Origin of the sequence: Arthrobacter rhombi, from assembly GCF_900163545.1 — a bacterium.
Classification (GTDB): domain Bacteria; phylum Actinomycetota; class Actinomycetes; order Actinomycetales; family Micrococcaceae; genus Arthrobacter_H; species Arthrobacter_H rhombi_A.
In genome coordinates, this window is the sequence record NZ_FUHW01000006.1 from 15,789 (window position 1) to 30,083 (window position 14,295).

The window sequence follows — 14,295 nt, forward strand, 5'->3', positions numbered from 1 at the left end:
CATGAGCATCCACGACCTCTCCAAGTATTCCGATGCTGCCGGTCGGAGTGCCGGCATCGTGATCTCCCGCTACTCCTCGTCCTTCGGTCTCGCCTGCCGAATGTTGGGACACCACGCGCGACGCGACATCGAGAACATCTATGCGTTGGTGCGTGTCGCCGACGAGGTGGTCGACGGCGCGGCCGCTGCCGCCGGACTGGATATCGTCGCCGTGGGCGAACAATTGAACCGTCTGGAACAAGAGACTGAACTGGCGCTGCGCACCGGATACAGCACCAATCTGGTGGTCCACGCCTTCGCCCTGACGGCCAGGGCCTGTGGAATCCAGGCGAGCCTGACGCAACCGTTCTTTGCTTCGATGCGAGCGGACCTGACGGTCACCCGTCACGACGCCGAATCATTGGACGAGTACATCTATGGTTCGGCCGAGGTCGTGGGCCTGATGTGCCTGCGCGTCTTCCAGACCATGCCCGGAGCCAGCACGGGCCATGACCAGGAACTCGAACGGGCGGCACGCAGCCTCGGATCGGCGTTCCAGAAGGTCAATTTCCTGCGCGACCTGGCGGCCGACGGAGAGGAACTGGGACGCAACTACGTTCCAGGTTCCGGCACCGCGCCTCTCGACGAGGCGACCAAGGATCACCTCGTTGCCCAGATCCGCCGGGAACTCATGGACGCGGAGGCGGGCCTCCCGCTCCTGGCCCCCGGCGCCCGACGAGCCGTTGCGTTGGCCCACGGGCTGTTCGCCGCGCTGGTCGATCGCCTCGATGCGGCTCCGGCCGAACAATTGCTCCGGGTCAGGATCCGGGTCCCCGGAGCCGAAAAAGCTTCCATCGCGCTGCGAGCCCTCGCCGCACGGTCACCCCGTAACGCAAAGGCAGTTTGATGAGCTGGACTTCATTCCGTCGTCGTGCAGCACGACGCTATTACGACCCCGCTGCCCGCTCCGCCCGACGAAACCGGCACAGCACCAGTGACACAGCTTCCCCCAGTGGCCCTTCTATCCCCCAGGGCGAAACACCTCGGAGGATCGTGGTCATTGGCGGCGGCATCGCCGGACTAGCCACCGCCGGTCTCCTGGCCCGCGACGGTCACGACGTCACACTACTGGAGCGCGGGGAACATCTCGGAGGTCGCGCCGGACGCCATGCCGTCGACGGCTTCACCTTCGATACCGGTCCTTCCTGGTACCTCATGCCCGAGGTCATGGACCATTGGTTCCGCCTGATGGGCACCAGTGCCGACGAGCAGCTCGATCTGGTGAAACTCACCCCGGCCTACCGCACCTGGTTCGAAGGATACGGGGACCCGGTGGATGTGCGCACCGGCCGGGCGGACGCCGAGGCGCTTTTCGAGTCCATGGATCCGGGGTCCGGACAGCAGCTGCGCGCATATCTTGCATCAGCGGAACTGACCTACTCGCTGGCCAAGAAGCATTTTCTCTATGATGACTTCCGCACCCTGCTGGGTCTACTGCACCCCACCGTGCTGCGCCATGGGGTGACGATGGCACGCCTGCTGGCGACGAACCTCGATGCCTTCATCGCCCGGAGGTTCCGGGACCCCCGCCAACGCCAGTTGCTCGGATATCCGGCGGTCTTCCTGGGGACCACTCCCTTCAAGGCGCCAGCGATGTACCACTTGATGAGCCATCTCGATCTCGCCGACGGAGTCCTTTACCCCCGGGGCGGGTTCGCCGCACTCGTCGACGCCATGGAAGCAAATGCCCGGGCAGCTGGCGTCACGATCATCACCGGCGCGACGGTGAAACGCATCACCACACGCGACGGTTCCCACCGTCGTACCGTGGTGGATACCGTAGAATACACCGACGCCGACGGTGTTGGGCAGGTGGTCCAAGCCAGCCAGGTGGTGGCCGCCACCGATCTGCACCATGTCGAAACCACGCTGCTGCCACCCGGGAGGCAAACCCACCCCGAACGGGTATGGCGGAGACGTGACCCGGGACCCAGCGCCGTGTTGGTCTGCCTGGGAGTCCGCGGAAACCTCGACGAGTTGGTCCACCACAACCTGCTGTTCACCGCCGACTGGCGGGAGAATTTCGGCAGGATCGACGCCGGGGAGGACCTGGACGCCCGGACGTCGATCTACGTTTGCAAACCCAGTGAAACCGATGCCGGTGTCGCCCCTGCCGGACACGAGAACCTGTTCATCCTCGTCCCCTCCCCGGCAGTTGAGGCCTGGGGCGGTGGCGGCGACGATGGCACCGGGGCGCCCATGGTGGAACAGGTGGCCGACGCGGCCATCGACCAACTCGCCGACTGGGCAGGCATCCCTGACCTGCGCGAGCGGATCGTCGTGCGGCGCAGCTACGGCCCCGGGGATTTCGTGGAAAACTTCAACGCGTGGAAGGGCAGCGCCCTGGGTGCTGCCCATACCCTGCGCCAGAGCGCCTTCCTGCGACCGGGAATCCGCAGTGCCAAGGTGGGCGGGTTGTTCTATGCAGGAAGTTCCGTGCGGCCGGGCATCGGTGTCCCCATGTGCATGATCAGCGCCGAATTGGTCCTCAAGGCCATTCGCGGGCAGTCGTTCCGCGGCGCCTTGCCGGTGCCCGGCCCTCAGGTTGCCCAGGCGCAGGCCGAACCCGCGGCGAGGACCGCATGACCTATCTGGTGATCCTGCTGTTCCTGTTGGGCTGCATGACTGCCCTCGATGCCCGCTTCGGCCTGTTCTTCTGGTCCCACCCCTGGAGGTCGGCGCTCGTCCTGTGCCTCGGTGTCGTCTACTTCCTGAGTTGGGATCTATGGGCCATCACCGCAGGGATCTTCCTGCATCGCGACTCCCCCTTGATGACCGGCATCATGCTGGCTGACCAGCTTCCCGTGGAAGAACCGGTCTTCTTGCTGTTCCTGAGCTATCAGACCATGATCGCGTTCACCGGATCCCTTGCGTGGCTTCGCCACCGGGTCCGGGGCAAGGCAGCCCACCGGGCCGCCGTGCCAGAAGGAACGGTGAGCTCGTGAGCTATCTGGAACTGAACTATTTCTTCCTGGGCCTCGCCCTCCTGAGCCTGCTCGGGGCCGTTCTGGCCCGACGGCTGGATCGCAGGCGCATGACAGCGATGTTGGCCGGTGTTTTCGCCATGCTGATACTGACAGCCGTCTTCGACAACGTCATGATTGGTTCCGGGCTTTTCGACTACTCCTCCGAGTCGTTGGCGGGTCCGAGGATCGGTCTGGCTCCGTTGGAGGACTTCGCCTACCCGCTAGGTGCCGCCATTTTGCTGCCTTCGGCCTGGTTGCTGTTGGAGCCCCGCCCTCGAAAGGACTCATGAAGGACCTCATTGCCACCTCCCGCCCCGTCTCGTGGGTCAACACCGCCTACCCGTTCGCGGCCGCCTACCTGCTGGCTACCGGTGGCATGGACTGGATCCTGGTGGTGGGGACACTGTTCTTCCTGTTGCCTTATAACCTGGCGATGTACGGTATCAACGACGTCTTCGACTATGAATCAGACCTGCTGAACCCCCGCAAAGGCGGGGCCGAGGGAGCGGTCGTGGATCGGACCCGTCACCGGACGATCCTGTGGGCCGCGGCGCTGTTCGCACTGCCCTTCGTCGTCGCCCTGGCCACGCAAGGTGGTTGGTCCGCCAACCTGGTCCTGCTGGCCTCGTTGTTCGCCGTTTATGCCTACAGCGCCCCGGTGCTTCGGTTCAAAGAACGCCCCTTTTTGGATTCAGCCACTTCCAGCATCCACTTCGTCTCTCCTGCCCTCTACGGACTGGTCCTGGCAGGAGCCACCTTCACCCCTGGGCTGTGGTGTCTTTTGGCTGCCTACTTCCTCTGGGGGATGGCCAGCCATGCCTTTGGTTCGGTGCAGGACATCGTCCCGGACCGTGAGGCGGGTCTGGGATCGGTGGGTACGGTGCTGGGTGCCCGCCCGACCATCGTGGCCGCAGCCGCCGCCTATGTTGCCGCCGGGCTGCTGATGGTCGCCACCGACTGGCCCGGACCGCTGGCCGGGCTGCTGGCCCTGCCATATGCGGCCAACGTTCTGCAGTTCCTCCGCGTTGACGACGCCAGCTCGGGGGCTGCCAACCATGGCTGGCGCCGTTTCCTGTGGCTGAACTACTTCACCGGGTTCTGCGTGACCATGCTGCTGATCTGGTATGTGGGGATTCGATGAGTTCAATTATGTGGTTTCGCGACGACCTACGCCTCGCCGACAACCCCGCCCTCCTGGCGGCCGCCAACGACGGCGGGGTCGTGGCCGTCTACGTCCTCGATGAGGAATCCGAGGGGCTGCGGCCCCTGGGCGGGGCCGCCCGCTGGTGGCTGCATCAGGCATTGACCGGGCTCCACAACGATCTCGCGGACCGGGGCATCCAATTGGTGTTGCGCCGTGGCCCGGCGGCCACGGTCATATCGGCCCTGGTGCGGGAGCTGGAACCGGAGAGCATTTATTGGAACCGTAGGTATTGGGAACCAGAGCGGGCAGTGGATACGGCGGTCAAGGAAAACAGCCAGGCAGCCGGAGTCCATGCGGCGAGCTTCCAGGCGTCTCTCCTTCACGAACCGTGGAAGGTCACCACCGGCCAGGGCGGCCAGTACCGGGTCTTCACGCCGTTTTGGAACCAGCTCAGAACATTGGACTTCCGACACCCGTTGGAAGCCCCACCTGCCGCCGTCGACTCTGGCGGCTCGTGTCGGGGGAAGGACATCCCCACGGTCGATTCTGATGATCTAGCGGCCTGGAAGCTGGTTCCCGCTGGTGCCACCTGGCCGGAAAGACTCGCATCCCACTGGAGTCCCGGTGAGACTGCCGCATGGCGGTTGCTGGAAGAGTTTAACGAAGAGGCCATGGCCGACTACGACGAGGGGCACGACTTCCCCGGAATCGCCGGCACCAGTCGCCTCTCGCCGTATCTCCGGTGGGGACATATCAGCCCCTTCCAACTCTGGCATGCCCTTTCCCCAGTTCCCGGTCCGAGCACGGCAGGCGCAGCGGCCTTCCTGCGGCAAGTCGGATGGCGAGAGTTCTGCTGGCACCAGCTCTTCCACCACCCCGAACTAGCCTCGGCGAACCTGCGGCCGGCCTTCGACGGATTCGACTGGAGGTGGCCGGAAGAACCAGGGTCGAGCACCCCGGCCCAGCTGCGAGGCACGCAACATCCGGCGGCCACAGAGCAGGCCGTCCCGGAGGAACCCGTGGATGCCTGGAAGGCCGGGATCACCGGGCTCCCGATGGTGGATGCGGGCATGCGCCAGCTCTGGGAAACCGGGTGGATGCACAACCGCGTAAGGATGCTGGTCGCTAGCTTCCTGACCAAGAACATGGGGGTGCACTGGCAGGTCGGGGAAGCGTGGTTCTGGGAGACCCTGGTGGACGCCGATCAGGCGTCCAACCCGGCGAACTGGCAATGGGTAGCCGGCTCGGGTGCCGATGCTTCACCGTTCTTTCGGATCTTCAACCCGCAAACCCAAGGCAAACGCTTCGATGCGGGCGGCCGGTACGTCTCCCGTTGGGCCCCTGAGGCAACACTTCCCGGTTATCCCGAGCCCATCGAGGACCTCGCCGAGTCCCGCCGACGAGCCTTGGCGGACTACGACCGGATCAGGAAGTCCTAGCGGGCTCGGAGGCGATACTGCTGGGAGGTCTAGGAGCCTGCGGCGCCCATCATCGAATGCATCAGCTCCGGGTTGGCTGACTGGTAGGTCAGCCAGAGGATGCCGGCGCTCAAAACCAGCGAGAGGCCACCCCAGATGACTCCCAGTTTGGCCAGGAATCGGACCTCGCCACTGGGCATGGGGAGCTTATCGGCCTTGAAATCATCGGCCAGTCGTCCCATCCACATCGCCGGGGACTCGGGAATGCGTTCGCTCATGCCGGCCAGGGTGTTTGCCGCCCAGTCGGTATGACCGTCATGCAGGCGGGCAATGGTCAGGTCGTGCTTACGGTCCTGCCGGAGCTGGATAATGCGATCACCATGGCGCGCCAGCAGGATGTCCTCACCGAGAGGCATCGTCTTGTTCGCTGCACGCTGCTGACGATCCGGTGCGACGCTCATGACCATGCTCCTCCCGAGTGAACCGACACTCCGTGAAAATCTTCTGTACTACCAAAGTACGCCGGAAATCCGGGGCAACACGGTGAAGGGCGGTAGAAGGCGAGCAAACTCACAGCAGCTTGTGGGATACACCGCCGGGCGGGGGCCCCGGCGGCTCAGCGAGCAGCAAAATGCCAGATAACCCCGATGGTCCACACCGAGCCGGCGAGCGCGGCGAACCCGAATTCGATGAGGATTCCGATCCCGGTGGATTTGAGGGTTGTCAGGCTGGCGCGCATTGCGGACCGAAGGCTGCGCCGGCGGGCATATTCGGCCAGCAGCAGCCCGACACCGAACCCGATGAACAGCCCGACGATGGGGATCAGGAACATTCCCGCGATACCCGCAGCCACGGCGAACAGGATCGTACCCCGGGGGATTTCCTGTTTTTTGAGGCTGCGTCCGGTGAGAACCATCGACGCCGACCAACCGGCCAGTGCCAAGACCATGCCGACCGCCGCACAGGTCCACGCAGCCGGGCCACCGATGATCAGGGCCCAACCCAGTAGCGTGAGAATCGTCAGAAGACTTCCGGGCAACACGGGGTAGATGGTTCCGACGACGGAAAATGCCAGCAAAAGGCCGGCGATGATGGTGACCAGGATTTGTGTGTCCACAGCCCTAGTTTGCCAGCATCACCGGCCCAAGAAACTCCTCGGTTTTAGAGGTTGATCTTGACGTCGGCTTCCTTGCGGAGCTTCTTCACCAGCCCTTGGGTGGCTTCGTTTTCCTTCTGCTGGACGAGCTGCTGCTTCAGCTGCGGCTTCGCTTCCTTGTACTTGGGCATCTCAGGAGCCTCCTGGCCGGATTTACCCTGCTGCTTCTGGGCGTCCTCGGCCTTCTTATAGGCGGCCTTGAGTTCCTTCTCGCTGGGGTCGAAAGTACCCAGCTCCTTTTTGATGAGGCTTTCGACCTCGACCTGCTGCTTGATCTGCTGATCAACGGTCGAGCGGTCCATCCCCTGCTCCTTCAGCGCGGCAAGGAATTCCTTCTTCTTCATTTTCTGGGACTTCGCAGCTTCGGTCAGCGCCTTATCCATTTGCGCGTCGGTGGCCTTGATGCCCGACTTCTCCGCCTTCTGGATCAGCAGTTCGGAGCCGACCATGCCCTCGGCGACCTGCTTCTTCATCTCCGTCTGGTCGGAAAGGTCCTGACCGGACATCTGCGCCTGCATCGCCGCCTGCTGGAACTGGCTCTCGTAGACTCGCGTGAATTCCTTCTTCGAAATATCCTTGTCGTTGACCTTGGCCACGACATCGGGAAGGCCCTTCAGGTCCGGCGAGGGGGCGGCCGCCTGCTCGCTGGACTGCGAGGAGGGTGCCGCGGACGAGCCGTCGGCTTCTTCATTGCCGCCGCTACCGCAGGCAGTGACCAGGGAAAGCGACCCCACCAGTGCCAGTGCGGCCAGCATCTTCTTCTTGTTCACGTGCTACCTCCTGAGGATTTTGAATCTCGTCGAGGCTAGCAACGCGACCTGAACGCCGACTGAAGATTGGAGCCTCCGGACCCCTTTTATGCTGTGGGCCAACTTTCGGGTCCGCCACCACACCTGTCACCACCATGGATTGTTGAACAATCTTGGCTTGTGGTGCATGCTGTGCTGACCAGCAAGCAGACGGAGATCACTGTGCCCACCATCGACCTGAACAGCGACGTCGGCGAATCATTCGGCGAATGGAGCAAGGGCGACGACACCGCTATGTTCCGCTCCGTTTCCAGCGCCAATGTCGCCTGCGGATTCCATGCTGGCGACCCCTCCACGATGGGCAGGACCTGCCGCGATGCCGTGGCAGCCGGGGTAGGCATCGGGGCCCACGTCTCCTATCAAGACCTGGCCGGTTTTGGCCGCCGATTCGTGGACTGCTCCCCCCTCCAACTGGCGGACGATATCTTGTACCAGCTCGGGGCACTCGACGCCGTGGCCCGCGCCGCCGGAGGGTCCATCAGCTACGTCAAACCCCATGGCGCCCTCTACAACGCCATCCTCCACCACCGGGAGCACGCCCAAGCCGTCGTCGACGCGGTCAAGGCCTTCGGCAACGATTTACCACTGCTCCTCTTGCCCGGCTCCGTGGCGTTGGAACGCGCCGAAGCCGCCGGATTGCGAGCGGTTGTCGAGGCCTTCGCCGATCGCGCCTACAACCCCGACGGGTCGTTGGTATCCCGCCGCGAAGAGGGTTCGGTACTCCACGACGCAGCGACCATCAGCGCCAATATGGTCAGACTGGCCACCCAAGGCACCCTCACGGCCCGGGACGGCTCGACGTTATCGATCCCCGTCGAGAGCATCTGCCTGCACGGCGACACCACCGGCGCCGTTGAACTCGCTGTCGCGGTCCGCCGGGGGCTGGAAGAGGCAGGCGTGGACATCCGGCCGTTCGCATGAGCGCGCGGGCACTGCGTTGGGCCGGAACACGCACCCTATTGCTCGAAGTGGACACGTTGGAGGACGTGATGGCCCTGCACTCCCGGTTGGTCGATTCCCCGCTGCGCGGGCAAATCGACGTCCTCGCTGCCGCAGCCACCGTGATGCTCGCCTTCGATACCCGCGCCCACGCCCTCGCAGCCTCCACGGTCCTGGGGCACCTGGAGAAAAGCCCGGATGCCACGGTTGCCGGACGCGATATCACCGTCGAGGTGGTGTACGACGGCGATGACCTCGCCGAGGTCGCACGGATGACCGGGCTGGGCACCGACGGTGTCATCACAGCCCACACCTCCCAGGTGTGGACGGCAGCCTTCGGCGGCTTCGCACCGGGCTTCTCCTACCTACACGGCGAAGACGACTGCCTGGAGGTGCCGCGTCGGCAGTCTCCACGCCCGGCAGTGCCGGCAGGATCGGTTGCCCTCGCCGGCCGGTTCTCCGCCGTGTACCCGGCACCATCGCCGGGAGGCTGGCAACTGATTGGCCACACGGAGGCAGTGATGTGGGACCTGGGCAGGGAACATCCGGCCCTGGTCCGCCCCGGGGACCGGGTACGCCACCGCGCGGTCCGCGAGCTCGTCAGGATCCACCCGACCACCCGGGGACCCCGACCGGTCGGTCAACCTGCCCGTGACGATGACGACCCCCGTCCGGCACTACTGGTCCTGTCCCCCGGCCCGCAGTCCCTCATCCAGGACTTGGGCCGGCCCGGGCTCGGCGATCTCGGGGTTCCGGCAGCCGGTGCTGCCGATACGGTGTCGGCCCGGCAGGCCAACCGACTCATGGGGAACCCTGCCGACGCCGCGGTGATCGAAACCCTGGTGGGAGGACTCCGGCTCCGGGCTGACGGAGAGCTCACGCTGGCCTTGACCGGTGCTGCGGCGGGGGCCCAAATCTCCGGTACATACGGCCGGCGCCTGATGGCTTCCGGCAGGCCCTTCGCCCTGCACGACGGCGAAACACTGACCGTGCGAGCCCCTGAGAGCGGATTGCGCAGCTACCTTGCGGTACGTGGCGGTCTCGAAGTGCCCCAGGTGCTGGGCAGCCGTTCGACGGATACGTTATCGGGAATCGGGCCGGCACCGCTGATTTCAGGCACCTCCCTGCCCGTCGGATCCGTGGCACGCGGCCACATCGTCGGATACCCCGAGCCTGCCCTCCTGCCCCGGCCCGAAGCGGGAGCCGTGAATCTGCGAATCACTTCGGGCCCCCGGGCCGACTGGTTCGCGAGCAAGGCCATCGATGGCCTCTGTCGTGCCCCCTGGTCCGTCGGAAACCACTCGAATCGAATCGGCCTCCGGCTCGAAACCGGCACTGATCAAACCCCGGTGGAACGGAGCCGTACCGGCGAACTGTCCAGCGAGGGGACCGCGATCGGTTCCGTGCAGATTCCGCCGTCAGGTTTGCCTCTCCTCTTCCTCACCGACCATCCCGTCACCGGCGGATACCCGGTGATCGCCGTCGTCGTCCCCGAAGATCTACCGGCAGCAGCCCAGGTTCCGCCGGGCGCTTCCATCCGCTTCACCCGGGTGGACCCCGATACCCTTGTACCCCGGCCGCCAGCTGGGAGGCGGTAGCCATGAGCTCTCCGGTTCACGAACACGACGGGGCTGACTCTCGTCATGCCCATACGGGAGCGTGGATCGCCGCGGTCCTTCGTCAGCGGATCGCAGGGGGTCTGCTCACCCCGGGCTCGAAGCTCTCCGAGCAGAAGCTCTCGGTGGAGCTCGGCGTCTCGCGAAATACGTTGCGGGAGGCCTTTGGGACACTCGCCGCCGAATCAGTGATCGTGCGGATTCCCAACCGCGGGGTCTTCGTGGCATCCCCCGGAGTTGAGGATATTCGGGAGATCTATCGGGTTCGACGTGTTCTGGAACCCTCCGCCGTCCTCTGGGCATCGCCCTCGGACCAGGAACTGGACGCCATGGACGCCATCCTGGCCCGGGCGGTGGCGGCCCGGGATGCCGGGTCGGTCCCTGAGATGGCCGATGCGAATCAGTCTCTGCATCAAGCAGTCATCGCCCTGACCGGGAGCCAGACGCTCCAGGTGCTCATGGACCGCGTCTTAGCGCGGATGCGTTTGGTCTTCCATGCCATGGCCTCGGCACCGGATTTCCATACCCATTATGTGAGTCGCAATATCAACCTCGTCGCCCATTTGCGGGCCGGAAGCTCTGAGGATGCGGCCCGGTTGCTGCGTCATGACCTCGACGCCGCCGAGGCTGAACTACTGGCCCACCTCGAGGCCCGGACCCCCCGATCCGCAGGTCCGCCATCGCGCAGTGCCGTTCACACCAATACAAAATAATAGGTCTATCAAATACTTGATAATTAGAATATCGTACTACTTGAGACGAATGCAGTCCCCGGACAGGGCCTGCTCATCCCGAGCGGTTTCCCCGAAGTTTCGTCCACTGATGAAGAGGAAGTGTTGAGATGTCACAGGAAGCCAGCACCCCCCAAGAATCTGGAGCAAGCCAGGTCAGCGACTGGTCCGACTTGGGCCAGCAATTATGGTCCTACCTCACGGGACGAGGCGCAGCGGTGAACTATACGCTCGTTGACATGACCGTCGAAGTACCCCGCGATATCGGAGCCGATGCACCGCGAGCGACCTGGAAGTTCGACGGCACGCTGAGGGTGACCACCAGCGACGACCAGGCCGCCGGTTCGGATCCCCACCGGGATCGGTGATGATCCGATGCGACTGGACATAGACCTCGCCTTCTCGGTCACGGTCCCGGCGACCGCTGTAGAACCGGAGTCCACGGTGAACGGGACCGTGCGAGCCAACGGAACCGAGGTGGTGATCAGCACCGACACCACTGATTTATACCGGGTCGGCCCGCGGGCTGATCTGCGCTCGATCAGAGGGTTCGCCCAGGAACTCAGCGAGTGGGGCCTGAGCGTTTCGCTGGCTTCACCGGAGGGAACGATCGTCTCGCTGGGTGCCGTCAAGGCCAATGCTGCTCAGCGAGTTTTAACCAGATCCGCTCATATCCGACCCGGGAAGGTCGGCGCCTGGTCGGCACTCCTGCGCGGTTCGTCGGGCGATCTGACGCAGAGCCTGGTTCCTCCGGGAACACCCTTCCCGCTCTCGCCCACGTTCCAGCGCAACTACCGAATGCGCCCGACGACGACCCACTACACCTACGGTGGCGGCCGCCCGCGGCTCATCTTCGTGAAGGACGGCGAGGCGTGGGACGGGCGCCCGGCACAGGTCTTCGATCTGAAGGCAGAGACCACGGTGATCGGCAGCAACGCCGAGGCCGAACTCCAGCTACCGGAGACCGTCGCCGGCCATGCCACGATCACCCACTCGCCGGATGATGAGTACATCCTGACGGCCATTGGACCGGTGACCGGCAGTACCCGGTTGCCCCAGGGCGGCTCCTATACGTTGCGGACCGGCGCCCGCATCGGCATCGGACCCTGGCGGCTGGTCTTCGTCCGCGAGGAGTATGCCGATCATGGACGCCCCCATGGCGGTCGGCAAGGGGGCGAATTGGCGTACCAGAAACCGCAATATGACCGCCGTTACGGGGTGATCGAACACGACGCCATCTACGGCCTGGGTGATCCACGCGAGGACTAGCCCCGATGCCTCACCGCTTCCGATGCGGTGAGGCATCGGGCTGGTGCCGCCTGAATTCGTTTGAACGGTACCCTCGAGTATGTGAAGTTTCTCAATGACGTGAACCCGTCCTATGACCTGACCTATAACGACACCTTCATGGTGCCCTCGCGTTCGGCCATCGCCTCACGCACGAGCGTGGACCTGACCACCCCCGATGGCATCGGAACCTCGATCCCGTTGGTGGTCTCCAATATGACTGCCGTGGCGGGTCGGCGCATGGCAGAGACCGTGGCCCGTCGCGGAGGAATCGCGATTCTGCCGCAAGACATCAGCCGTGAAGCAGTCGATGACATGGTCGGCCAGGTCAAGCGCGCCCATACAGTTTTCGAAACTCCGATCACGGTCCAGACCACCGATTCCGTATCGACCGCCCTGTCCCTGCTGGGCAAGCGGTCCCATGGAGCCGCCGTCGTCCTCAACGGCCATGAGCCGGTAGGCATCGTCTCCTTGGCTGACTGCCAGGAGGTCGACCGTTTTGCCCGCATCTCCGAGGTGATGAGCGAGAACATCATCACCGCTTCGGTCGATGAAGATCCCCGCTCGGTCTTCGACACGATCGCCGAACGCCATCTGAGCATGGTTCCCATGCTCGACGACGGCCGGCTGGCCGGAGTGCTGACCCGCAAAGGCATCCTGCGCTCGACCATCTACTCCCCCGCCGTCGACCCGCAGGGTCGGCTCATGGTCGGCGGGGCCGTCGGCATCAACGGGGACGTGCGGGCCAAGACCGCCAGTCTGCTCGAGTCGGGCGTCGACGTCCTCGTCGTGGACACCGCCCACGGCCACCAAGAGAAGATGATCGAGGCGTTGCCGCACGTCACCGCGGCCCGCGACGAATTCGCCGACCGCACCGGCCGACGGTTGCAGGTAGTGGCCGGGAACGTGGTGGCCGCCGACGGGGTGACCGATCTGGTCTCCGCCGGAGCCGACATCCTGAAGGTCGGGGTCGGCCCGGGGGCCATGTGCACCACCCGCATGATGACCGGGGTGGGGCGACCACAGTTCTCCGCCGTGCTCGAATGCGCGCAGGCTGCACACGAATCGGGCGCAGAAGTCTGGGCTGACGGCGGAGTGAAGTACCCGCGCGATGTCGCGTTGGCCCTGGCTGCGGGTGCCGCCAGCGTGATGATTGGTTCCTGGTTCGCCGGCACCCACGAATCCGCGGGCGACCTGGTGGTGGACCCGCACGGCCGCTCCTATAAGGAAAGCTTCGGCATGGCCTCGGCTCGTGCCGTGCAGAACCGCACCAAAAAACAGTCGGCCTTCGATCGCGCGCGTTCGGGGCTCTTCGAAGAAGGCATCTCGCATTCGCGGATGTACCTGGATCCAGCCCGTCCCGGCGTCGAGGACTTGGTTGATTCGATCATTTCCGGCGTCCGCTCCTCCTTCACCTACGCAGGGGCCGAGTCGATTGCCCAGTTCCGCGAACGTGCCGTCGTCGGCGTGCAGTCCAGTGCCGGCTACGAGGAGGGCCGTCCCCGCGAAACATCCTGGTAGGCACCGCTGACCAACAACCGGGCAGGCAGCAGGGGCGCGGGGTTGACCCGCGGCCCCTGCAGGCATCTCATAAGTCATATGAGCACTCACGAACCTGCCATCGAGGTCGACGGCCTGGTGGTCCGGCGCGGCCGGGACACGGTTCTGGACGGGTTGGGGTTCTCGGTCGGGTCAGGGGACGTGGTCGGGCTCCTCGGTCCCAGCGGTTGCGGCAAGTCGACCTTGCTGCGCAGTCTGGTCGGAACGCAGCTGGTACACGGTGGGAGCGTTCGGGTCCTCGGGGAACCGGCCGGTTCCCGGCAGCTCCGCCGCCGGGTCAGTTACATGACCCAATCCTTGAGCATCTACGACGACCTCACGGTGCGGCAGAACCTCGAATATTTCCGCAAGATCCTCGGAGGCCCCGCCCAGGACACCCAGCGAGTCCTGGAGATGACGGATCTGGCCGGTTCCGCCCAGGAACTCACCGAAAACCTCTCGGGCGGACAGCGCAGCAGGGTTTCGCTGGCCGTGGCTCTGCTCGGCGCCCCGGAGGTGCTGATCCTGGATGAACCCACCGTCGGATTGGATCCAGTACTGCGCGCCGACCTCTGGGCGATCTTCAAGGGACTAGCTGTATTGACCACTGAGGTTGGGTACGCGGGCAGCGGGTGGAAGTCCTCGTAGTGA

16 protein-coding genes are annotated in these 14,295 nt (G+C 64.7%); 13 read left to right on the forward strand and 3 right to left on the reverse strand.

Features of this window, described 5'->3' with window-relative positions:
* Nucleotide 1: 1 nt before the first annotated feature.
* The 6 genes from FM101_RS01115 to FM101_RS01140 are packed head-to-tail and all read left to right on the forward strand — an operon-like array spanning nt 2 to nt 5,588.
* The gene (locus FM101_RS01115) at nt 2-886 is read left to right on the forward strand and encodes a phytoene/squalene synthase family protein (protein ID WP_086994221.1); all 885 of its coding nucleotides are present in this window, start codon (nt 2-4) and stop codon (nt 884-886) included.
* Nucleotides 886-2,625, forward strand: coding sequence for a phytoene desaturase family protein (gene crtI / locus FM101_RS01120; protein WP_086994223.1), 1,740 nt, complete (start codon nt 886-888; stop codon nt 2,623-2,625). The genes FM101_RS01115 and crtI overlap by 1 nt, the downstream gene beginning before the upstream one ends.
* Nucleotides 2,622-2,984 carry a lycopene cyclase domain-containing protein gene (locus FM101_RS01125; protein WP_086994226.1) on the forward strand — a complete coding sequence of 121 codons (363 nt, stop codon included), beginning with the start codon at nt 2,622-2,624 and terminating at the stop codon, nt 2,982-2,984. Before crtI ends, FM101_RS01125 begins: the two co-directional genes overlap by 4 nt.
* Complete coding sequence (locus tag FM101_RS01130) at nt 2,981-3,295, forward strand: lycopene cyclase domain-containing protein (protein WP_086994228.1); 315 nt, start codon at nt 2,981-2,983, stop codon at nt 3,293-3,295. The genes FM101_RS01125 and FM101_RS01130 overlap by 4 nt, the downstream gene beginning before the upstream one ends.
* A complete protein-coding gene (locus tag FM101_RS01135) occupies nt 3,292-4,146 on the forward strand; it encodes a prenyltransferase (protein WP_086994231.1) in 855 nt (284 codons plus the stop codon). The genes FM101_RS01130 and FM101_RS01135 overlap by 4 nt, the downstream gene beginning before the upstream one ends.
* Nucleotides 4,143-5,588, forward strand: coding sequence for a cryptochrome/photolyase family protein (locus tag FM101_RS01140; protein WP_086994234.1), 1,446 nt, complete (start codon nt 4,143-4,145; stop codon nt 5,586-5,588). The genes FM101_RS01135 and FM101_RS01140 overlap by 4 nt, the downstream gene beginning before the upstream one ends.
* A 29-nt stretch (nt 5,589-5,617) precedes the next feature.
* On the opposite strand, the gene FM101_RS01145 is transcribed toward FM101_RS01140, so the two are convergent.
* The 3 genes from FM101_RS01145 to FM101_RS01155 all read right to left on the reverse strand — a co-directional run bounded on the left by FM101_RS01145 (nt 5,618) and on the right by FM101_RS01155 (nt 7,493).
* A complete protein-coding gene (locus FM101_RS01145) occupies nt 5,618-6,028 on the reverse strand; it encodes a hypothetical protein (RefSeq protein ID WP_143269154.1) in 411 nt (136 codons plus the stop codon).
* 155 nt (nt 6,029-6,183) lie between these two features.
* A complete protein-coding gene (locus tag FM101_RS01150) occupies nt 6,184-6,684 on the reverse strand; it encodes a DUF456 domain-containing protein (RefSeq protein ID WP_086994239.1) in 501 nt (166 codons plus the stop codon).
* Between the two features lie 44 nt (nt 6,685-6,728).
* On the reverse strand, nt 6,729-7,493 hold the full coding sequence (locus FM101_RS01155) for a SurA N-terminal domain-containing protein (RefSeq protein ID WP_198962450.1): 765 nt from the start codon (nt 7,491-7,493) through the stop codon (nt 6,729-6,731).
* Between the two features lie 201 nt (nt 7,494-7,694).
* Between FM101_RS01155 and FM101_RS01160 the strand changes: the two genes are divergently transcribed.
* The 7 genes from FM101_RS01160 (at nt 7,695) to FM101_RS01190 (ending at nt 14,292) form a co-directional block, all read left to right on the forward strand.
* Complete coding sequence (locus FM101_RS01160; RefSeq protein ID WP_086994267.1) at nt 7,695-8,453, forward strand: LamB/YcsF family protein; 759 nt, start codon at nt 7,695-7,697, stop codon at nt 8,451-8,453.
* Nucleotides 8,450-10,069: a 5-oxoprolinase/urea amidolyase family protein gene (locus FM101_RS01165; protein WP_086994242.1), complete on the forward strand. Its 1,620-nt coding sequence runs from the start codon at nt 8,450-8,452 to the stop codon at nt 10,067-10,069. Before FM101_RS01160 ends, FM101_RS01165 begins: the two co-directional genes overlap by 4 nt.
* A 2-nt stretch (nt 10,070-10,071) precedes the next feature.
* A complete protein-coding gene (locus FM101_RS01170; RefSeq protein WP_086994244.1) occupies nt 10,072-10,800 on the forward strand; it encodes a GntR family transcriptional regulator in 729 nt (242 codons plus the stop codon).
* A gap of 128 nt (nt 10,801-10,928) precedes the next feature.
* Nucleotides 10,929-11,186, forward strand: coding sequence for a hypothetical protein (locus FM101_RS01175; protein WP_086994247.1), 258 nt, complete (start codon nt 10,929-10,931; stop codon nt 11,184-11,186).
* Nucleotides 11,187-11,193: 7 nt separating this feature from the next.
* Entirely contained in the window at nt 11,194-12,087 is an 894-nt protein-coding gene (locus FM101_RS01180) for an FHA domain-containing protein (protein WP_086994250.1), read from the forward strand.
* A gap of 81 nt (nt 12,088-12,168) precedes the next feature.
* The gene (locus FM101_RS01185) at nt 12,169-13,626 is read left to right on the forward strand and encodes a GuaB1 family IMP dehydrogenase-related protein (protein ID WP_086994270.1); all 1,458 of its coding nucleotides are present in this window, start codon (nt 12,169-12,171) and stop codon (nt 13,624-13,626) included.
* A 78-nt stretch (nt 13,627-13,704) separates the two neighbouring features.
* Nucleotides 13,705-14,292, forward strand: a complete 588-nt coding sequence (locus FM101_RS01190) for an ABC transporter ATP-binding protein (protein ID WP_086994253.1) — start codon at nt 13,705-13,707, stop codon at nt 14,290-14,292.
* Nucleotides 14,293-14,295: the final 3 nt, after the last annotated feature.

Bases quoted from the DNA above. Each gene is read 5' to 3' on its own strand.
- FM101_RS01115 (WP_086994221.1), top strand. From the start codon at position 2: ATGAGCATCCACGACCTCTCCAAGTATTCCGATGCTGCCGGTCGGAGT.
- crtI (WP_086994223.1), top strand. From the start codon at position 886: ATGAGCTGGACTTCATTCCGTCGTCGTGCAGCACGACGCTATTACGAC.
- FM101_RS01125 (WP_086994226.1), top strand. From the start codon at position 2,622: ATGACCTATCTGGTGATCCTGCTGTTCCTGTTGGGCTGCATGACTGCC.
- FM101_RS01135 (WP_086994231.1), top strand. From the start codon at position 3,292: ATGAAGGACCTCATTGCCACCTCCCGCCCCGTCTCGTGGGTCAACACC.
- FM101_RS01140 (WP_086994234.1), top strand. From the start codon at position 4,143: ATGAGTTCAATTATGTGGTTTCGCGACGACCTACGCCTCGCCGACAAC.
- FM101_RS01145 (WP_143269154.1), bottom strand. From the start codon at position 6,028: ATGAGCGTCGCACCGGATCGTCAGCAGCGTGCAGCGAACAAGACGATG.
- FM101_RS01165 (WP_086994242.1), top strand. From the start codon at position 8,450: ATGAGCGCGCGGGCACTGCGTTGGGCCGGAACACGCACCCTATTGCTC.
- FM101_RS01170 (WP_086994244.1), top strand. From the start codon at position 10,072: ATGAGCTCTCCGGTTCACGAACACGACGGGGCTGACTCTCGTCATGCC.
- FM101_RS01175 (WP_086994247.1), top strand. From the start codon at position 10,929: ATGTCACAGGAAGCCAGCACCCCCCAAGAATCTGGAGCAAGCCAGGTC.
- FM101_RS01180 (WP_086994250.1), top strand. From the start codon at position 11,194: ATGCGACTGGACATAGACCTCGCCTTCTCGGTCACGGTCCCGGCGACC.
- FM101_RS01190 (WP_086994253.1), top strand. From the start codon at position 13,705: ATGAGCACTCACGAACCTGCCATCGAGGTCGACGGCCTGGTGGTCCGG.